The sequence below is a fragment of the Pseudomonas sp. CP-1 genome, from assembly GCF_021213715.1.
Lineage (GTDB): Bacteria > Pseudomonadota > Gammaproteobacteria > Pseudomonadales > Pseudomonadaceae > Pseudomonas > Pseudomonas aeruginosa.
This window is the reverse complement of record NZ_JAJQKY010000002.1, coordinates 480678-501904: the sequence shown is the minus strand read 5'-3', so window position 1 is coordinate 501904 and position 21227 is coordinate 480678. Positions and strand designations below refer to the sequence as shown.

Below are 21227 nucleotides of genomic sequence, written 5' to 3'. Positions count from 1 at the left end.
TATGCGGCGCCTTCCGCCGCCGCGCCAGCAGCGTCAGTCGGCTGAATCGCCAGGCATCAGGCTGGCCGATGGGCGCGGTAGAGGGGAGGCGTGCCGTTTGTCCGGCTGTCAACTATCCACCTGGGAATTCCGGCGCGGCGAAAGCCGGTGCTAAACCTTGTCTCTTCGAGTCCGCCCCTGTCCGACAAGACCAATAAAGCGTGGAGACCGCATGACCGACGCCCGCCCCTTCCGCCCTCGCCCCACCTCGTTGTCAGCCGCCCTGCTGCTGGGCGCCTGGATCGCCCAGCCGGCCACGGCCGCCTATGTCGAAACCGGTCGGCCCGGCGATCCGGCCAGTTGGCGCTCCGCCGAATACCAGCAGGACTGGGGCCTGGAACGGATGCGGGCCGACCAGGCCTATGCCGCCGGCATCGACGGCCAGGGCGTGAAGATCGGCGAGATGGACTCCGGTTTCGACCCGAGCCATCCGGATACCCCCGCCTCGCGCTACCAGCCGGTGACGGCCAGCGGCACCTATGTCGACGGCACGCCGTTCAGCGTCAGCGGCGCGATGAACGGCAACAACGACTCCCACGGCACCCACGTCGGCGGCACCCTCGGTGCCTCGCGCGACGGCGTCGGCATGCACGGGGTGGCCTACGCGGCACAGGTGTACGTCGCCAACACCAACCAGAACGACAGCTTCCTGTTCGGCCCGACGCCCGACCCGAACTATTTCAAGGCCGCCTACCAGGCGCTGGCCGACGCCGGGGTGCGGGCGATCAACAACAGTTGGGGCAGCCAGCCCAAGGACGTCAGCTACGAGACCCTCGACGGCCTGCACGCCGCCTATGCCCAGCACTACGGGCGCTCCACCTGGCTGGACGCCGCCGCCGGCGTCTCCCGCCAGGGCGTGATCAACGTCTTCAGCGCCGGCAACAGCGGCTACGCCAACGCCAGCGTGCGCTCCGCCCTGCCCTACTTCCAGCCGGACCTGGAAGGCCACTGGCTGGCCGTGTCCGGCCTCGACCAGCAGAACGGCCAGCGCTACAACCGCTGCGGCATCGCCAAGTACTGGTGCATCACCACGCCCGGCCGCCTGATCAACAGCACCATGCCCGGCGGCGGCTATGCCAACAAGTCCGGTACCTCGATGGCCGCGCCCCACGCCACCGGCGCGCTGGCCCTGGTCATGCAGCGCTATCCGTACCTGAACAACGAGCAGGCGCTGCAGGTTCTGCTGACCACCGCCACCCAGCTCGACGGCACGCCGACCGGCGCCCCCACCGACACCGTCGGCTGGGGCGTGCCGGATCTCGGTCGGGCGATGCATGGGCCTGGACAATTGCTCGGCAGCTTCGAGGCCAACCTCCCGGCCGGCCTGCGCGACGAATGGAGCAACCCGATTTCCGATAGCGCCCTGCTCCAGCGCCAGGCCGAGGACGCCGCCGAGCACGCGGCCTGGCAGCGGACGCTGAAGGACAAGGGCTGGGAAAACGGCCTGCCGGCCGGCGCCAGCCAGCAGGAACGCACCGACTATGCCATCGGCATGGCCCGCGACCAGGCCGCCGCCCAGCGCCAGTACCAGGGCAGCCTGGTCAAGGCCGGTGCCGGCAGCCTGGTCCTGAGCGGCGACAGCACCTATCGCGGGCCGACCCTGGTCGATGGCGGGCTGCTCAGCGTCGACGGTTCGCTGCTGTCCGCCGTCGAAGTCAATGCCGGCGGCACCCTCGGCGGCAGCGGCAGGATCGGCGGCCTGCTGGCGCGCTCCGGCGGCACGGTGGCCGCGGGCAACTCCATCGGCACCCTGGAGGTCGCCGGGGACCTGCGCTTCGAATCCGGCTCGACCTACGCGGTGGAGCTTTCGGAAAGCGCCAGCGACCGGATCGTCGCCAGCGGCAAGGCGAGCATCGCGGGCGGCAATGTCACCCTGGCCATGGAAAACAACCCCGACCTGCTCAGCCAGTCCCAGGTCGAGAGCCTGGTCGGCCGCCGCTACGACATCCTCGACGCCGCCGGCGGCATCGACGGGCGCTTCGACGCGGTATTGCCGAACTACCTGTTCCTCGGCGGCACCCTGGACTACGCGGCCAACGCCATCCGCCTGGATATCGGACGCAACGGCACGGCCCTCGCCAGCGTCGCGCAGACGCCCAACCAGGCGGCGGTCGCTGGTGCCGTGGAAGCGCTCGGCGCCGGCAACCCGGTCTACGAAAGCCTGCTCCTGTCGGAAAACGCCGCAACCGCCCAACGGGCCTTCCAGCAATTGTCCGGGGAAATCTACCCGGCGCTCGCCGGCCTGTTGCTCAACGACAGCCGCTATCTGCGCGACAGCGTCGGCGAACGCCTGCGCCAGGCCAGCGACGGCGAGGCCGGCGGGGAGGCTCCCGAAGGCTGGTTCAAGGCGCTCGGCTCCTGGGGCAAGAGCGCCGATGGCAGCCACGGCAGCGAAGGCTACCGGCATTCGGTCGGCGGCTTCCTGCTCGGCGTCGACAGCCAGGTCGCCAGCGACACGCGCCTCGGCCTGGTGGCCGGCTACAGCAACAGCTCGCTGAACATGGACAGTAGCCTGCAATCCTCCGCCAGCATCGACAGCTACCACCTCGGCGCCTACCTCGGCCGGCAATTGCAGCAATGGCGCCTGAGCCTCGGCGCGGCGCACGCCTGGCACCGCGCCGAGGTCAAGCGCGACCTGCAATACGGCGCCGTGGCCGGCAAGCAGAAGGCCAAGCTCGACGCACAGAGCAGCCAGTTGTTCGCCGAGGCCGCCTACGCGTTGGGCTGGCGCAGCCTGGAGCTGGAACCCTTCGCCGGGCTGGCCTACGTGCACGTCGCCAGCGATGACTTCCGCGAACGCGGTAGTGCCGCGGCCCTGGAGGGTGGCGACGACAACCTGGACGCCGCCTTCACCACCCTGGGCCTGCGCGCGAAACGGCATTTCGAGCTGGATGCCGAACGCCGCCTGGCGCTCTCCGGCACCCTCGGCTGGCGCCACAACCTGAGCGACACCACCCCGCAACGCCACCTGGCGTTCGCCAGCGGCAGCCAGCCATTCAGCGTGGAAAGCGTGGCCCTGTCCCGCGACGCCGCGCTGCTCGGCGTCGACGCCAGCCTCGCGGTGAATCGCGAAGTGAGCGTGCGGCTGGGCTACAACGGCCTGCTGGGCAGCCGCGAGAAGGACCATGGCGTCGGACTGGTCGTCGACTGGCGTTTCTGACTTCGGTTACGAGGGCATGCCGTCCGTTGGATGGGTTCCGGCGGGCGGCAAGGGGAAAAAGCCACTTCATTGCCCTCGGTCACGAAACCGCTGCAAATATGAGAAAAAGACCTAACTAAAGGATTCATGCGAAATGCATAGCGCTATACTGTCCATCCAGCGCTGTACTATCCCTTCCAGCGCTGATCGCGACCCGGTGCCCGCACCACCGTGCCGCACGAGCCCCGGAGATCCGCACCTCCGGGGCTCACCTTTTGCTCCTCTCGCGCCCTCCTTCCCCGGCTGAGCCCCTGCCCCTGCAAATCCGCGACGAATGGCCGCAATCCGGCAATCCGATGAACGAGCGGCCGAACGGCGGGCGCCCAGGCTGCCTGCGCACAGTCGCGGAACGGGTCAGGCCTGGCGGAAGAAGATCATGCCGAACAGCACCGCCAGGGCGCTGAGGAACGACAACCCGGTTTGCCCCAGGACCACCAGGATCGCGGCCGCCGCCGTGCTCAGCGCATGCCAGCCCCAGAGCAGGCACGACAGGTTGAGGACGATGCCGGCCAGGGCCAGGTGACGCTTGCGGCTGCGCCTGAGCAGGCCGGCCAGGCCCAGCACCAGGCCGCAGGTCGATACCGCGAAGACCGCCAGCAAGGCGGCGAACAGGCCGAGCAGATGGTTCTCGTCGCTGAGGTCGATCCGCTCGCCGAGCGCCAGCGCCATCACCGCCAGCGCGATGGCGACCCCGGCCAGGGCGAGGAACAGCGACAGGCCGCCCAGCCGCGATTGGCGCAATGGCCGTGCCGGCGGCGCGGCGGCGAGTGTTTCTCCCGTGTGCATGTTCGACCTCCCTGGTCCGAAACCCGCCTCCTCCATGAAGGCATCCGGGCGCGCACAGCATAAAGCGTCGCCCCGCCCAACCGATAGATCGACGAGGCGGGACTTTGGCGGCGGGACAACCGCGAAGACCCGGAAAAACCCGTAACCCGCGCCTTCCAAGCCCCTCCTTGTGTTTCCGCGACATTTCCTTATAAGATCGCGCCTTCCCCTATTTTCCCGCACGTTGCGGTCCCGCCGCAGGTCCAGTCCCGTTTTCTCTCGCGAAAGCCGGCCAGTGCCTCGGCCAGCAGTAAAAATAAAAGGTAGTCAGCGATGAGCGTACGGCACTTTCTCTCGTTTATGGATTACAGCCCCGAAGAGCTGATCGGTCTGATCCGCCGCGGCAGCGAGCTGAAGGACCTGCGCAACCGAGGCGTGCTCTACGAGCCGCTGAAGAGCCGGGTCCTGGGCATGGTCTTCGAGAAGGCTTCGACCCGTACCCGCCTGTCCTTCGAAGCCGGGATGATCCAGCTCGGCGGCCAGGCGATCTTCCTCTCCCCGCGCGACACCCAGCTCGGCCGCGGCGAGCCGATCGGCGACAGCGCCCGGGTCATGTCGCGGATGCTCGACGGCGTGATGATCCGCACCTTCGCCCACGCCACCCTGACGGAATTCGCCGCGCACTCGAAGGTGCCGGTGATCAACGGCCTGTCCGACGACCTGCACCCCTGCCAGTTGCTCGCCGACATGCAGACCTTCCACGAGCACCGCGGCAGCATCCAGGGCAAGACCGTGGCCTGGATCGGCGACGGCAACAACATGTGCAACAGCTATATAGAAGCGGCGCTGAAGTTCGACTTCCAGCTGCGCGTGGCCTGCCCCGAGGGCTACGAGCCGAAGGCCGAGTTCGTCGCCCTTGCCGGCGACCGCCTGCGCGTCGTCCGCGACCCGCGCGAGGCGGTGGCCGGCGCGCACCTGGTGAGCACCGACGTGTGGGCCTCGATGGGCCAGGAAGACGAAGCCGCCGCGCGCATCGCCCTGTTCCGTCCCTACCAGGTGAACGCCGCGTTGCTCGATGGGGCCGTCGACGATGTACTATTCATGCACTGCCTGCCGGCCCACCGCGGCGAGGAAATCAGCGAAGAGTTGCTGGACGACCCGCGCTCGGTAGCCTGGGACCAGGCAGAGAACCGTCTGCACGCGCAGAAGGCCCTCCTCGAATTGCTGATCGAACACGCCCATTACGCCTGAGCCCATGAGCCACGACCTGCTGCTGAACCTGAAAGATCTCGCCTGCGGCTACGCCTCGCAGAAAGTGGTGCAGGACCTCGACCTGCACCTCAATGCCGGAGACATCGGCTGCCTGCTGGGTCCTTCGGGATGCGGCAAGACCACCACCCTGCGCGCCATCGCCGGCTTCGAGCCGGTGCTGGCCGGGCAGATCGAGCTGGGCGGCGAAGTCATCTCGCGTCCCGGCTTCACCCTGGCGCCGGAGAAACGCCGGATCGGCATGGTGTTCCAGGACTACGCGCTGTTCCCGCATCTCAGCGTGGCCGACAATGTCGGCTTCGGCATCCGCAAGCATCCACAACGCGAGCGCCTGGTGCGCGAGCTTCTGGAGCTGGTCAAGCTCGACCACCTCGCCGCGCGCCACCCCCACGAACTCTCCGGCGGCCAGCAACAACGGGTGGCCCTGGCCCGCGCGCTGGCGCCCGAACCGCTGTTGCTGCTGCTCGACGAACCCTTCTCCAACCTCGACGTGGAACTGCGCCGCAGCCTCAGCCAGGAGGTTCGCGAGATCCTCAAGGCACGCGGCACCAGCGCGATCCTGGTGACCCACGACCAGGAAGAAGCCTTCGCCGTCTGCGACCACATCGGCGTGTTCAAGGAAGGTCACCTGGAACAGTGGGACACCCCCTACAACCTCTACCACGAGCCGCTGACGCCCTTCGTCGCCAGCTTCGTCGGCCAGGGCTACTTCATTCGCGGCCAGTTGCTCAGCCCCGATACGGTGCAGACCGAACTCGGCGTGATCCGCGGCAATCGCGCCTACAGCCTGCCTTCCGGCAGCGCGGTAGACGTCCTGCTGCGCCCGGACGACCTGGTGCACGCGCCGCAGGGCGAGCTGAAGGCGCGGATCGTCGGCAAGACCTTCCTCGGCGCCGCCACCCTGTACCGCCTGCAATTACCCACCGGTACCCAGCTGGAATCGATCTTCCCCAGCCATGCCGACCACCAGCCGGGCGATGACGTCGGTATCCGCGTCGCCGCCGACCACCTGGTGGTGTTCGCCGCCCGGGGCAGCGTCGCCGCGCACCTCGCTCCCGTCCAGGCCTGATACCTCGGCGCCGCTCGGTCGGCGGCGCCTTTCCCTATCGACCGCATAGGTGGAGCCGGACGTCTCCAGCCCCTACAATCGCCCGACGATTCGAGGAGCCTGAACGATGCTGATGGTGATTTCCCCCGCCAAGACCCTGGACTACGAGACCCCGCCGGTCACCCACCGCTTCACCCAGCCGCAATACCTGGACCACGCCCAGGAACTGATCCAGCAACTGCGCCAGCTCACCCCGCTGCAGATCAGCGAACTGATGAAGCTTTCCGACAAGCTCGCCGGCCTGAATGCCGCTCGCTACGCCAGCTGGCATCCGGAGTTCACCCCGGAGAACGCCAAGCAGGCGTTGCTCGCCTTCAAGGGCGATGTCTACACCGGCCTCAACGCGGAAGACTTCGGCGAGGACGATTTCGCCTTCGCCCAGGATCACCTGCGCATGCTCTCCGGTCTCTACGGCGTGCTGCGCCCGCTCGACCTCATGCAGCCCTATCGACTGGAAATGGGCACCCGCCTGGCCAACGCCCGTGGCAAGGATCTCTACGCCTTCTGGGGCGAGCGTATCACCCAGTGGCTGAACGAAGCGCTGGCCGCCCAGGGCGACGATGTGCTGCTCAACCTGGCTTCCAACGAGTACTTCGGCGCGGTGAAGCGCAAGGCGCTGCAAGCGCGGGTCATCGACACCGAGTTCAAGGACCTGAAGAACGGCCAGTACAAGATCATCAGCTTCTACGCCAAGAAGGCTCGCGGCATGATGGCTCGCTACGTGATCCGCGAGCGCCTGCGCGACCCGGCCGGGCTGAAGGACTTCAACGCCCACGGCTATTACTTCAGCGCCGAGCAGTCCGGCCCGGATCAGCTGGTATTCCTCAGGGACGCCCCGCAAGACTGACCTCCCCCGGCCCGCCGCCCTGGCGGGCCGCTCCTCTTTCGGCACGCCGACGCCTCCTGGCGCTGGAGCGTTCGTCCCTCCGAGGCTCTGCTGCGCCGTCTTTCTCCCCGGAAAAGCCCTTGTGGCGAATAGGCCTACTCAACCGTTCGTCTGCAAGTCATGCGGAACTGCATCACATTTTTTCACACCCAGCCCACCTGCTTTTTCCCAATTCGAGGCGGAAATGCCATCTCCGGCGTAATCCATTGGCCATTACCAGCCTCCCGCCATCACATGCAAATTACGATTGCAAAGTGCATGGGTCGAAGATTAAGGAATCCTTAAGGTTTGCTTAAGGCGGTAAAAGCGGCTTCTGTTTCATTCCGGTGACGCGGAACTTTCAGGCGCCATGCATTCTGCAACTAGTGGCCATTGGCAGGCATTTAACGGAAAGGCCATCAAGTTGGTATCAAGTGATATCAAACGGATATTTCCAAATATTTCGCGAGCGGGACAAACGGCCGGAACTTCCCTCGCAGAGAAAACATCCTATCACCGCGATGCCTATCGATAGTTATGGGCAGAGCAACTTGAAACCGTCTCGAATAATCGGACCCCGCTCCGAGGGACAAACTCAACCTGTTGAAATTAAAGGCCTTTAGAAACTTGAATTCTATGGACCGAACTAAAACGAAGCATCCAAGGTCGGGTTATGCACCGTTATTGAAACCCACCTGAAACATTAAAGGGCATGAACTTATAACTTGCCCTATTAGAGTGCCGAATAACTAAGCACTCTTTTCGAAACTGCCTGAAGGCGGATCAAGGGCTCTGGATCGGGGCTCGTAGTAACGGCTCGCCAGATAGGGAAGTGGCCATACGGCCACCTCATTAACGGCGCGACAAACAATCGAGGTGAATGCGATGCGAATCAGCATCTTTGGTTTGGGCTATGTCGGTGCAGTATGTGCTGGCTGCCTGTCGGCACGCGGTCATGAAGTCATTGGTGTGGATGTCTCCAGCACCAAGATCGACCTGATCAACCAGGGCAAGTCGCCCATCGTCGAACCGGGCCTGGAAGCGTTGTTGCAGCAAGGCCGGCAGACCGGACGGCTGTCGGGCACCACCGACTTCAAGAAGGCCGTGCTGGACTCCGACGTATCGTTCATCTGCGTCGGCACGCCGAGCAAGAAGAACGGCGACCTGGACCTGGGCTATATCGAGACCGTCTGCCGCGAGATCGGCTTCGCCATCCGCGAGAAGTCCGAACGCCACACCGTGGTGGTGCGCAGCACCGTGCTGCCGGGCACCGTCAACAACGTGGTGATCCCGCTGATCGAGGACTGCTCGGGCAAGAAGGCCGGGGTCGACTTCGGCGTCGGCACCAACCCCGAGTTCCTCCGCGAGAGCACCGCGATCAAGGACTACGACTTCCCGCCGATGACCGTGATCGGCGAACTGGACAAGCAGACCGGCGACCTTCTCGAGGAAATCTACCGCGAGCTGGACGCGCCGATCATCCGCAAGACCGTCGAGGTCGCCGAGATGATCAAGTACACCTGCAACGTCTGGCACGCCGCCAAGGTCACCTTCGCCAACGAGATCGGCAACATCGCCAAGGCGGTCGGCGTCGACGGCCGCGAGGTGATGGACGTGATCTGCCAGGACCACAAGCTCAACCTGTCGCGCTACTACATGCGTCCCGGCTTCGCCTTCGGCGGCTCCTGCCTGCCCAAGGATGTACGCGCCCTCACCTATCGCGCCAGCCAGCTGGACGTCGAGCACCCGATGCTCGGTTCGCTGATGCGCAGCAACTCCAACCAGGTGCAGAAGGCCTTCGACCTCATCACCAGCCACGACACCCGCAAGGTCGGCCTGCTCGGCCTGTCGTTCAAGGCCGGCACCGACGACCTGCGCGAAAGCCCGCTGGTGGAGCTGGCCGAGATGCTCATCGGCAAGGGCTACGAGCTGCGCATCTTCGACCGCAATGTCGAATACGCGCGTGTCCACGGGGCCAACAAGGAATACATCGAGTCGAAGATCCCGCACGTCTCCTCGCTGCTGGTCTCCGACCTCGACGAAGTGGTGGCGAGTTCCGACGTGCTGGTGCTGGGCAATGGCGACGAGCTGTTCGTCGACCTGGTGAACAAGACCCCGAGCGGCAAGAAGCTGGTCGACCTGGTGGGCTTCATGCCGCACACCACCACTGCCCAGGCCGAGGGCATCTGCTGGTAGCGGGCCGCCCCCTGGCCCCGTGAGCCGGTAAAGAACCTCTTTATCGCCCTCGGACCGAAGGCCGTCTCCGCGGCGTGCGCCATAACAACAACAAGCGCACGCCGGCGTCGAGGCCAAGGTCCCCAGCCCGATGGAACTGATGATGGAAACTTACAAACGTGGCCTCGCCGAAGCCACCGGCTGGCTGGTGTTCCTCAGCCTGCTGATGGTGCTCGCGCTGGCAGTGCCGAAGACCGTGTTCGACGCCGACTCCAAGGATTTCATCCTGCTTATCGGCGCCGTCGGCATCTGGCGCTACTCCATGGGCGGCGTGCACTTCCTGCGCGGCATGCTGTTCCTCCACGTGGTCTACCCGTACTACCGCCGGCGCGTGCGCCAGTTGGGCAGCGCGGCCGACCCGTCGCACGTGTTCCTGATGGTCACCAGTTTCCGCATCGACGCCCTGACCACCGCCATGGTCTATCGCTCGGTGATCCGCGAAGCCATCGACAGCGGCTACCCGACCACCGTGGTCTGCTCCATCGTCGAGATGTCCGACGAGGTCCTGGTCCGTTCTCTGTGGGAGAAGATGAACCCGCCGGACCGGGTCAGCCTCGACTTCGTGCGGATTCCCGGCACCGGCAAGCGCGACGGCCTGGCCTATGGCTTCCGCGCGATTTCCCGGCACCTGCCGGACGACGACGCGGTGGTCGCGGTGATCGACGGCGACACCGTGCTCGACCACGGCGTGGTGAAGAAGACCGTGCCCTGGTTCAAGCTCTTCCCCAACGTCGGCGGCCTCACCACCAACGAATTCTGCGAAGTGCAGGGCGGCTACGTGATGAGCGAGTGGCACAAGCTGCGCTTCGCCCAGCGCCACATCAACATGTGCTCGATGGCCCTGTCCAAGCGCGTGCTGACCATGACCGGACGGATGTCGGTGTTCCGCGCCCGGGTGGTGACCAACCCCGAGTTCATCACCGACGTCGAGAACGACCACCTGGAGCACTGGCGCCTGGGTCGCTTCAAGTTCCTCACCGGCGACGACAAGTCCAGCTGGTTCAGCCTGATGCGCCTGGGCTACGACACCTTCTACGTGCCCGACGCGGCGATCAACACGGTCGAGCACCCGCCGGAGAAGAGCTTCATCAAGGCCAGCCGCAAGCTGATGTACCGCTGGTACGGCAACAACCTGCGGCAGAACTCGCGCGCGCTCAAGCTCGGCGCGCGGCGCCTGGGCTGGTTCACCATGCTGGTGCTGTTCGACCAGCGCGTCTCGATGTGGACCAGCCTGCTCGGCCTGGTGGTGGCGATCCTCGCCAGCCTCAAGTACAGCATCGCCTTCCTGCTGGTGTACCTGCTCTGGATCGGCCTCACCCGCCTGGTGCTGACCCTGCTCCTCTCGCTCTCCGGGCACCGCATCGGCCCGGCCTATCCGCTGATCCTCTATTACAACCAGATCGTCGGCGCGCTGGTGAAGATCTACGTGTTCTTCCGCCTCGACCGGCAGTCCTGGACCCGCCAGCCGACCAAGCTGGAGCGCGGCCTGGCCAGCTTCCAGCGCTGGTTCAACGCCTGGTCGTCGCGGGCCATGACCTTCTCTGCCGCCAGCATCTTCGTCGCCGTGCTGCTGACCATCGTATGACCACCGAATCGACTACGGACAACGCCAGGGCCGCGGCCCGCGCGCAAATCGACCCAGATTGGACCGAACAGGACCCGACACCATGAATACAGCCGTCAACGTCAACGTCGTGCACGAATCCGAAGCCCAGCGCCAGTTCGCCCGGGTCAAGCTGCCGGCGCGCATCCGCTACATCGGCGCCAACCGCGAAGGCGTCGACGCACGCCTGCTGGATCTCTCCGCCGGCGGCTTCGCCTTCACCGCGAGCGGCGCGCCGATCCAGCCCGGTGACCTGTACAAGGGCAAGCTGCTGTTCCAGGTCGACAGCATCAGCTTTTCCCTCGAAGTGGAGTTCCAGGTGCGCTCGGTGGACCCCGCCAGCCGCCGGGTCGGCTGCGAGTTCCAGAACCTCAAGCCGCGCGAGGTGGCGGCCCTGCGCTACCTGATCACCTCCTACCTGGCCGGCGAGGTGATCGGCGTCGGCGACATGCTCAATACCCTCCAGCGCGAGAACTTCACCAAGGCCCGCAAGCAGGGCGGCGGCAACGGCGGGATGGGTTTCTTCGGCCGGGTCCGGGCGGTGACCCTGAGCACCGCGATCTTCGTCGTCGGAGTCGGCGCCTTCGCCTTCATCCTCAACCAGATGTACAACCTGTACTTCGTCACCCATGCCGATTCCGGCGTGGTCAGCGTCCCCAACCAGCAGATCACCATGCCCCGCGAGGGCACCGTGCAGAGCCTTCTCGGGCCCAACGCGGAAGTCGCCAAAGGCGCGCCGATCGCCACCTTCTCGGCCAACCTGCTGGACATGCTCAAGGGCAACCTGACCGAGGAGCAGCTCAACCCGGGCAACATCGAGAAGCTCTTCGGCCACCAGATGAAAGGGACCCTGACCAGCCCCTGCGACTGCCGCGTGGTCCAGCAACTGGTAGCCGACGGGCAATACGCCAACAAGGGCCAGGTGATCTTCACCCTCGCGCCGCGCGACAGCGTGGCCAGCATCGAGGCGCGCTTCCCCTACCGCAACGCCGCCGAGCTGGCGCCGGGCACCCGGGTGAACTTCCAGGTCGCCGGCGACGGCGTCAACCGCAGCGGCCGCATCGTCAACACCGCGCCGGTGGACGGCGACCTGTCCTCGGAAATCCGCGTGCAGATCCAGCCCGACCAGCCGCTCGACGCCCAGTACGCCGGCCGCCCGGCCGAGGTCAGCATCGGCGGCCTGCCCGGCCGCACCCTGCTGAACAAGGCCGTGACCCTGGCCACCGCTCGCTGACCGGTACCCGACCATGAAGATGCCCATCCTCCCTCCCCTGCCCCTGGCGTCCCGGCACCTGCTGCTGGCCTCGGCCATCGCCCTGGCCGCCGGCTGCGCCGGGCTGCCCGACCAGCGCCTGGCCCAGGAGGCCCTGGAGCGCGGCGACCTCGCCACCGCCCAGAGCAACTACCAGGCCCTGGCCGCGATGGGTTACGCAGACGCCCAGGTCGGCCTCGCCGACATGCAGGTCGCCAGCGGCGACAGCGCCCAGCAGGCCAAGGCCGAAAAGCTCTACCGCGAGGCCGCGCAGACCTCGCCGCGGGCCCGCGCGCGCCTTGGCAAGTGGCTGGCGGCCAAGCCCGGCGCCAGCGACGCCGAGCACCGCGAGGCCGAGCGCCTGCTCAGCCAGGCCTTCGAACAGGGCGAGGACAGTGCCCTGGTGCCGCTCATCGTGCTCTACCTGCAATACCCGCAGTCCTGGCCGGAAATCGACCCGCAGCAGCGCATCGACCAGTGGCGCGCGCGCGGACTGCCACAGGCCGACCTGGCGCAGATCATCCTCTACCGCACCCAGGGCACCTACGCCCAGCACCTGGGCGAGATCGAGCAGGTCTGCCAGCGCTGGCTGCGGCGCATGGACGTGTGCTGGTACGAACTGGCCACGGTCTACCAGATGCAGGGCAACGCGGCAAAGCAGAAGGCCCTGCTCGAACAGCTGCGCGCCGCCTACAAGGGCGGCGGGGTGCCCGGCGAGCGAGTCGACTCGGTGGCCGGGGTGCTCGCCGACGGCGAACTCGGCCAACCCGACCCGCAGACCGCCCAGGCGCTGCTGGAAGAGATCGCGCCGAGCTACCCCGCGGCCTGGGTCAGCCTGGCCAAGCTGCTCTACGACTATCCCGACCAGGGCGACCTGGAAAAGATGCTCGGCTACCTGAAGAACGCCCAGGACGCCGCCCAGCCACGCGCCGAATTGCTCCTCGGGCGCCTCTACTACGACGGCAAGTGGGCGCCGCAGGACCCGCGCAAGGCCGAGCGGCACCTGCTCAAGGCCGCCGCCAGCGAACCCCAGGCCAACTACTACCTGGGGCAGATCTACCGCCGCGGCTTCCTCGGCAAGGTCTATCCGCAGAAGGCCGTCGACCACCTGATCCTCGCCGCCCGCGCCGGCCAGGCCAGCGCCGACATGGCCCTGGCCCAGCTCTGGTCGCAGGGCCGCGGCATCCAGCCGAACCGGGTCAACGCCTACGTCTTCGGCCAGCTCGCCGTGCAGCAGCAGGTACCGCAGGCCAGCGACCTGCTCGGGCAGATCGAAGCGCAACTGCCGCCGGCCGAACGCAGCCAGGCGCAGCAATTGCTCAAGCGCGAACAACAGAGCCGCGGCAACAACTGGCAGGCCACCGTCAGCCTGCTGCAGAGCCAGGACTCGCCGATCAACGAAGAAGAGCCAGAAAGCCTATGAACAGCTCCCGTTCCGTCAACCCGCGGCCGTCCTTCGCGCCGCGCGCCCTGTCCCTGGCCATCGCCCTGCTGCTCGGCGCGCCGGCGTTCGCCGCCAACAGCGGCGAGGCGCCGAAGAACTTCGGCCTGGACGTGAAGATCACCGGCGAATCGGAAAACGATCGCGACCTCGGCACCGCTCCCGGCGGCACCCTCAACGACATCGGTATCGACCTGCGGCCCTGGGCCTTCGGCCAGTGGGGCGACTGGAGCGCCTACTTCATGGGCCAGGCGGTGGCCGCCACCGACACCATCGAGACCGACACCCTGCAATCGGACACCGACGACGGCAACAACAGCCGCAACGACGGTCGCGAGCCGGACAAGAGCTACCTCGCCGCACGCGAATTCTGGGTCGACTACGCCGGCCTCACCGCCTACCCCGGCGAGCACCTGCGCTTCGGCCGCCAGCGCCTGCGGGAAGACAGCGGCCAGTGGCAGGACACCAACATCGAGGCGCTGAACTGGAGCTTCGAGACCACCCTGCTCAACGCCCATGCCGGGGTCGCCCAGCGTTTCAGCGAATACCGCACCGACCTCGACGAACTGGCCCCGGAGGACAAGGACCGCACCCATGTGTTCGGCGACATCTCCACCCAGTGGGCGCCGCACCACCGCATCGGCGTGCGCATCCACCACGCCGACGACAGCGGCCACCTGCGCCGCCCCGGCGAGGAAGTCGACAACCTCGACAAGACCTATACCGGCCAGCTCACCTGGCTCGGCATCGAGGCTACCGGCGATGCCTACAACTATCGTTCGAGCATGCCGCTGAACTACTGGGCCAGCGCCACCTGGCTGACCGGCGACCGCGACAACCTGACCACCACCACGGTCGACGACCGGCGCATCGCCACCGGCAAGCAGAGCGGCGACGTCAATGCCTTCGGCGTCGACCTCGGCCTGCGCTGGAACATCGACGAGCAATGGAAGGCCGGCGTCGGCTACGCCCGCGGCAGCGGCGGTGGCAAGGACGGCGAGGAGCAGTTCCAGCAGACCGGGCTGGAGAGCAATCGCTCCAACTTCACCGGCACCCGCTCGCGCGTGCACCGCTTCGGCGAAGCCTTCCGCGGCGAACTGAGCAACCTCCAGGCAGCCACCCTGTTCGGCTCCTGGCAACTGCGCGAGGACTACGACGCGAGCCTGGTCTACCACAAGTTCTGGCGCGTCGACGACGACTCCGACATCGGCACCAGCGGCATCAACGCCGCCCTGCAACCGGGCGAGAAGGACATCGGCCAGGAACTCGACCTGGTGGTGACCAAGTACTTCAAGCAAGGCCTGCTGCCGGCCTCGATGAGCCAGTACGTCGACGAGCCCTCGGCGCTGATCCGCTTCCGCGGCGGCCTGTTCAAGCCGGGCGACGCCTACGGGCCGGGCACCGACTCGACCATGCACCGCGCCTTCGTCGACTTCATCTGGCGCTTCTGAGCCCCGCGAGGAAACCGGACATGCCCGACATTTCCCTTTCGATCCCCCGCCGCCGGCTCCCGCGCCTGCGCCCGCTGGCCGCGGCAGTGCTCGGCGCGGTGCTGCTGCACGGCCAGGCGTGGGCGGCGCAGCCGGTGGAGAAACCGCAGCCGGTCCCGGCGCAGGCCGGCAACGAGCCGGGCCTGACCCAGGGCCTGAAGGAAACCGGCAACTACACGGTGACCACCGCGCCGGCCGAACCGTTGCACCTGGACCCGCCGAAACTGCCCGACCTCTCCGGCTACACCGCCGCCGCGGTGGAAGCCAAGATCGTGCGCAAGCCGGGTGGCCGCGCCAGCGTGCAGCGCATGGTCCAGCAGCAGCCGCTGAAGGAGTTCACCGGTGGCAGCAACCGCCTCGCCGAATGGGTCAAGCGCCAGCGCCAGATGCCCCAGGCGATCTTCATCGAAGGCGGCTACGTGAACCTCGCCCAGCTCGCCGGCAAGCTTCCCGCCAGCGCGCTGGAACAGGTCGAGCCGGGGGTGTTCGTCGCCCGCCTGCCTATCGTGGTCAGCCAGGGCGCGACCCTCGACATCGACAAGCAGGTCAAGGAACTGCGCCTGTCCCAGGAGCGCGGCGCGTTCCTGGTCAACGACGGCATGCTGTTCGTCCGCGACAGCAAGGTCACCGGCTGGAGCGAATCGAAGAAGGAGCCGGCCTGGTTCAAGACGCCCAACGAGTTCCGTCCGTTCCTGATCTCCTGGGGCGGCGCCGAGGTGTACCTGAGCAACAGCACCTTCACCAGCTTCGGCTACAACGCCTCCAAGGCCTACGGCATCTCCATCTCGCAGTACAGCCCGGGCATGGACAAGCAGATGAAGCGCCCGCGCCCCAAGGGCTGGGTGATCGACTCGACCATCGTCGACAGCTGGTACGGCTTCTATTGCTACGAGGCCGACGACCTGGTGGTGAAGGGCAACACCTACCGCGACAACATCGTCTACGGCATCGACCCGCACGACCGTTCGCACCGCCTGATCATCGCCGACAACACCGTCCACGGGACCAGGAAGAAGCACGGCATCATCGTCTCGCGGGAAGTCAACGACAGCTTCATCTTCAACAACCGCAGCTACGAGAACAAGCTTTCCGGGATCGTCCTCGACCGTAACAGCGAGGGCAACCTGGTGGCCTACAACGAGGTCTACCGCAACCATTCCGACGGCATCACCCTCTACGAGAGCGGCGACAACCTGCTCTGGGGCAACCAGGTCCTGGCCAACCGCCGCCACGGCATCCGCGTGCGCAACAGCGTGAACATCCGCCTCTACGAGAACCTCGCGGCGGGCAACCAGCTGATCGGCGTGTACGGCCACATCAAGGACCTCACCAACACCGACCGCAACATCGCCCTCGACCCGTTCGACACCAAGGTCTCGCTGATCGTGGTCGGCGGCAAGCTCGCCGGCAACGGCTCCGGCCCGCTCTCGGTGGATTCGCCGCTGAGCCTCGAACTGTACCGGGTGGCGATGCTCGCCCCGACCAAATCCTCCGGCATCAGCCTGCCCGGCGTTCTCGGCGAGAAGCAGGACCAGATCCTCGACCTGCTGGTGCGCCAGGACAAGGCGGTGCTGATCGACCCCGTGGAAAGCCAGGCCGAACTCCAGGACTGAGGACCCAGACGCATGAAAACCCGCACTTCCCGACTGTTCCGCCTGAGCGCCCTGGCCGCCGGCCTCTGCCTGGCCCAGGCAGCCCTCGCCGCCGACCCCGGCGCGGCGCCGAGCTACCAGGCGCTGCCGGCCGGCAACCTGTGCCCGGCCGCCGCCGACGACTCGCGCTACAACACCAAGTACCTGGGCTTCTTCACCCACCTGGTGCAGGCCCAGGACGACTGGCTGTTCCGCACCACCTACGACCTGCGTACCGACTTCGGCACCAGCGCCGAAGGCTGGCGCGAACTCCGCGCACTGCGCGACGAACTCAAGCGCAAGGGCATCGAGCTGGTGGTGGTCTACCAGCCGACCCGCGGCCTGGTGAACCGCGAGAAGCTCAGTCCGGCGGAAAAGGCCGGCTTCGACTACGAGCTGGCGAAGAAGAACTACCTGGCGACCATCGCCCGCTTCCGCCAGGCCGGCATCTGGACCCCGGACTTCTCGCCGCTGTTCGACGAGAAGGAGGAGCACGCCTACTACTTCAAGGGCGACCACCACTGGACTCCCCATGGCGCCCGGCGCAGCGCGAAGATCGTGGCCGAGACGCTGAAGCAGGTGCCCGGCTTCGAGGCGATCCCCAAGAAGCAGTTCGAAAGCAAGCGCGTCGGTCTGCTGTCCAAGCTCGGCACCTTCCACAAGGCCGCCGCGCAGCTCTGCGGCAACAGCTACGCCACCCAGTACGTCGACCGTTTCGAGACCGAGCCGGTGGGCGCCAGCGACAGCGGCGACCTGTTCGGCGACGGCGGCAACCCGCAGATCGCCCTGGTCGGCACCTCCAACAGCGGCCCGGCCTACAACTTCGCCGGCTTCCTGGAGGAGTTCAGCGGCGCCGACATCCTCAACAACGCGGTGTCCGGCGGCGGCTTCGACAGTTCGCTGCTGGCGTACATGACCAGCGAGGAATTCCACAAGAACCCGCCGAAGATCCTCATCTGGGAATTCGCCACCCACTACGACATGGCGCAGAAGAGCTTCTACCGCCAGGCCATGCCGCTGGTGGACAACGGCTGCTCCGGCCGGAAGACCGTGCTCAGCCGCAAGGTCAAGCTGCGCCAGGGCCGCAACGAGGTGCTGCTGAACAGCGCCGCGCTACCGATCCGCAGCGGCAGCTACGTCGCCGACGTGACCTACAGCGACCCTTCGGTACACGAGTTGAAGAACACCATCTGGTACATGAACGGCCGCCGCGAGCAGTTGAAGATCGAGCAGTCGAAAGCCGTCGATACCGGCGGCCGCTACGTCTTCCAGCTGCGCAACGACAGCGACTGGGCCGACCAGCAGTTCCTTTCCCTGGAAATCGAAGCGCCGGAGGACATGCCCCAGGGCCTGGAGGTCCAGGCCAGCATCTGCCAGGCGGCGCCCGCCAAGGCCAGCCAGTCGGTGGCCGGGAGGTAAACGATGAAAACGTCCCACCTGATCCGTATCGCCCTGCCCGGCGCCCTCGCCGCGGCATTGCTCGCCAGCCAGGTCAGCCAGGCCGCCGACCTGGTACCCCCGCCCGGCTACTACGCGGCGGTCGGCGAGCGCAAGGGCAGCGCCGGCAGTTGCCCCGCGGTGCCGCCGCCGTATACCGGCAGCCTGGTCTTCACCAGCAAGTACGAAGGCTCCGATTCGGCGCGGGCGACCCTCAACGTCAAGGCGGAGAAGACCTTCCGCTCGCAGATCAAGGACATCACCGACATGGAGCGCGGCGCCACCAAGCTGGTCACCCAGTACATGCGCAGCGGCCGCGACGGCGACCTGGCCTGCGCACTGAACTGGATGAGCGCCTGGGCCCGCGCCGGCGCCCTGCAGAGCGACGACTTCAACCACACCGGCAAGTCCATGCGCAAATGGGCGCTGGGCAGCCTCTCCGGCGCCTACATGCGCCTGAAGTTCTCCAGCTCGCGGCCGCTCGCGGCCCACGCCGAGCAGAGCCGGGAAATCGAGGACTGGTTCGCCCGGCTCGGCACCCAGGTAGTCCGCGACTGGAGCGGCCTGCCGCTGAAGAAGATCAACAACCATTCCTACTGGGCGGCCTGGTCGGTGATGTCCACCGCGGTGGTGACCAACCGCCGCGACCTCTTCGACTGGGCGGTGAGCGAGTTCAAGGTCGCCGCCAACCAGGTCGACGAGCAGGGCTTCCTGCCCAACGAACTCAAGCGCCGCCAGCGCGCCCTCGCCTACCACAACTATGCGCTGCCGCCGCTGGCGATGATCGCCGCGTTCGCCCAGGTCAACGGCGTCGACCTGCGCCAGGAGAACCACGGCGCCCTGCAGCGCCTGGCCGAGCGGGTGATGAAGGGAGTCGACGACGAGGAAACCTTCGAGGAGAAGACCGGCGAGGACCAGGACATGACCGACCTCAAGGTCGACAACAAGTACGCCTGGCTGGAGCCCTACTGCGCCCTCTACCGCTGCGAGCCGAAGATGCTCGAGGCGAAGAAGGACCGCGAGCCGTTCAACAGTTTCCGCCTCGGCGGCGAAGTGACGCGGGTGTTCAGCCGCGAAGGGGGAAGTTGAGGGCGTGGCGGGAAGCGGGCGCACAGGCCGGGGGCCACGCGCCCCTCTACCCCGCTCGCCGACCAGGCGTCCCAACAGGCGCCACACCCCGACCCATGCGCGACAGACGCGGGCGGGCGCAACACCTTAGGCAACACCACGGGGAGGAAAACGGCGGGTCGTCCCGCCTTTCCTCGAGCGCTCCAGGGCGCGGAAAGGCAGGGCCGACCTGAATGGTTGACGCTCTAGAGAGAGAGACGGCATGGTCTTTTCTTCAAACGTGTTCCTGTTCCTGTTCCTGCCGGTCTTTCTCGGCCTGTACTACCTGAGCGGCGAACGTTACCGGAACCTGCTGCTGCTGATCGCCAGCTACCTGTTCTACGCCTGGTGGCGGGTGGACTTCCTCCTGCTGTTCGCCGGGGTCACCGTCTTCAACTACTGGATCGGCCTGCGCATCGGCGCCGCCGGCGTACGCACCAGGGCCGCGCAACGCTGGCTGATCCTCGGCGTGGTGGTCGACCTCTGCGTGCTCGGGTACTTCAAGTACGCCAACTTCGGCGTCGACAGCCTCAACGAGATCATCACCTCGTTCGGCATGCAGCCGTTCGTGCTGACCCACATCCTGCTGCCGATCGGCATCTCCTTCTACACCTTCGAGTCGATCAGCTACATCATCGACGTCTACCGCGGCGATACCCCGGCGACCCACAACCTGATCGACTTCGCCGCCTTCGTCGCGATCTTCCCGCACCTGATCGCCGGCCCGGTGCTGCGCTTCAAGGACCTGGTCGACCAGTTCAACCACCGCACCCACACTGTCGACAAGTTCGCCGAAGGCTGCACCCGCTTCATGCAGGGCTTCGTCAAGAAGGTGTTCATCGCCGACACCCTGGCCGCCCTCGCCGACCACTGCTTCGCCCTGCAGAACCCGACCACCGGCGACGCCTGGCTCGGCGCCCTGGCCTACACCGCGCAGCTCTACTTCGACTTCTCCGGCTACAGCGACATGGCCATCGGCCTCGGCCTGATGATGGGCTTCCGCTTCATGGAGAACTTCAACCAGCCCTACATCAGCCAGTCGATCACCGAGTTCTGGCGGCGCTGGCACATCAGCCTGTCGACCTGGCTGCGCGACTACCTCTACATCAGCCTGGGCGGCAACCGCGGCAGCACCTTCCAGACCTACCGCAACCTGTTCCTGACCATGCTCCTCGGCGGCCTGTGGCACGGCGCCAACTTCACCTACATCATCTGGGGCGCCTGGCACGGCATGTGGCTGGCGATCGAGCGGGCCCTCGGAGTGAACGCCGCGCCGCGCGTGCTCAACCCGTTGAAGTGGGCGTTCACCTTCCTCCTGGTGGTGATCGGCTGGGTGATCTTCCGCGCCGAGAACCTGCAGGTCGCCTGGCGCATGTACGAAGCCATGTTCAGCTTCGGCACCTGGCAGCTCTCCGAACTGAACCGCGCCAGCCTCACCGGCCTGCAGGTCGGCACCCTGGTCCTGGCCTACCTGGTGCTGGCGTTCTTCGGCCTGCGCCAGTTCTACAACCAGCCATTGCAGACCAAGGCGCCCAAAGCCGCGGCGAACAGCGACGAAGTGGCCGCCGACGGCCCGGCCAGTGCCCAGCCGCGCGCCCCGCGCGAGGCCGCCGGCGACCCGGCGGCGATCGCCTACTCGCCGAGCGGCGCGCTGGTCTACCAGCCGAGCTGGCTCAGCCAGTTGCCCGTCCTGGCCACCCGCCTGGCGCTGCTCCTGCTGTTCGCCGCCTCGGTGCTGAAGCTCTCCGCGCAGAGCTACTCGCCATTCCTCTACTTCCAGTTCTGA

The 21227-nt window shown here is 66.6% G+C and carries 14 protein-coding genes; 13 read left to right on the top strand and 1 reads right to left on the bottom strand.

The annotated features are described in order from the left end of the window. Positions 1-211: 211 nt before the first annotated feature. Positions 212-3199 carry an autotransporter serine peptidase EprS gene (gene eprS / locus LT948_RS06145; protein WP_033995643.1) on the top strand — a complete coding sequence of 996 codons (2988 nt, stop codon included), beginning with the start codon at positions 212-214 and terminating at the stop codon, positions 3197-3199. 393 nt (positions 3200-3592) lie between these two features. Here the strand turns inward: eprS and LT948_RS06140 are convergent, their stop codons facing one another. Further along, complete coding sequence (locus LT948_RS06140) at positions 3593-4024, bottom strand: hypothetical protein (RefSeq protein WP_009313597.1); 432 nt, start codon at positions 4022-4024, stop codon at positions 3593-3595. A gap of 312 nt (positions 4025-4336) precedes the next feature. On the opposite strand from LT948_RS06140, the gene argF reads away from it, so the two are divergent. From argF to LT948_RS06080, 12 genes are all read left to right on the top strand, one after another. Next, complete coding sequence (argF, locus tag LT948_RS06135; RefSeq protein ID WP_033995642.1) at positions 4337-5254, top strand: ornithine carbamoyltransferase; 918 nt, start codon at positions 4337-4339, stop codon at positions 5252-5254. 4 nt (positions 5255-5258) lie between these two features. Further along, on the top strand, positions 5259-6341 hold the full coding sequence (locus LT948_RS06130; protein WP_003092092.1) for an ABC transporter ATP-binding protein: 1083 nt from the start codon (positions 5259-5261) through the stop codon (positions 6339-6341). A 106-nt stretch (positions 6342-6447) separates the two neighbouring features. Then, the gene (gene yaaA, locus LT948_RS06125) at positions 6448-7227 is read left to right on the top strand and encodes a peroxide stress protein YaaA (protein ID WP_021265141.1); all 780 of its coding nucleotides are present in this window, start codon (positions 6448-6450) and stop codon (positions 7225-7227) included. A 903-nt stretch (positions 7228-8130) separates the two neighbouring features. After that, positions 8131-9441: a GDP-mannose 6-dehydrogenase gene (gene algD, locus LT948_RS06120; protein WP_003110461.1), complete on the top strand. Its 1311-nt coding sequence runs from the start codon at positions 8131-8133 to the stop codon at positions 9439-9441. Between the two features lie 139 nt (positions 9442-9580). Further along, entirely contained in the window at positions 9581-11065 is a 1485-nt protein-coding gene (alg8, locus tag LT948_RS06115) for a mannuronan synthase (RefSeq protein ID WP_003119545.1), read from the top strand. Positions 11066-11147: 82 nt separating this feature from the next. Then, positions 11148-12317 carry an alginate biosynthesis protein Alg44 gene (gene alg44 / locus LT948_RS06110; protein WP_003092101.1) on the top strand — a complete coding sequence of 390 codons (1170 nt, stop codon included), beginning with the start codon at positions 11148-11150 and terminating at the stop codon, positions 12315-12317. 13 nt (positions 12318-12330) lie between these two features. After that, complete coding sequence (algK, locus tag LT948_RS06105; protein ID WP_073656919.1) at positions 12331-13758, top strand: alginate biosynthesis TPR repeat lipoprotein AlgK; 1428 nt, start codon at positions 12331-12333, stop codon at positions 13756-13758. After that, complete coding sequence (gene algE / locus LT948_RS06100; protein ID WP_003092105.1) at positions 13755-15227, top strand: outer membrane porin AlgE; 1473 nt, start codon at positions 13755-13757, stop codon at positions 15225-15227. The genes algK and algE overlap by 4 nt, the downstream gene beginning before the upstream one ends. A gap of 20 nt (positions 15228-15247) precedes the next feature. Beyond that, complete coding sequence (gene algG / locus LT948_RS06095) at positions 15248-16879, top strand: mannuronan 5-epimerase AlgG (protein WP_003110465.1); 1632 nt, start codon at positions 15248-15250, stop codon at positions 16877-16879. A gap of 12 nt (positions 16880-16891) precedes the next feature. Then, complete coding sequence (gene algX, locus LT948_RS06090) at positions 16892-18316, top strand: alginate biosynthesis protein AlgX (RefSeq protein WP_017002249.1); 1425 nt, start codon at positions 16892-16894, stop codon at positions 18314-18316. A gap of 3 nt (positions 18317-18319) precedes the next feature. Then, a complete protein-coding gene (gene algL / locus LT948_RS06085) occupies positions 18320-19423 on the top strand; it encodes an alginate biosynthesis protein AlgL (RefSeq protein WP_003092108.1) in 1104 nt (367 codons plus the stop codon). Positions 19424-19664: 241 nt separating this feature from the next. Beyond that, positions 19665-21227, top strand: coding sequence for an MBOAT family O-acyltransferase (locus LT948_RS06080; RefSeq protein WP_022579708.1), 1563 nt, complete (start codon positions 19665-19667; stop codon positions 21225-21227).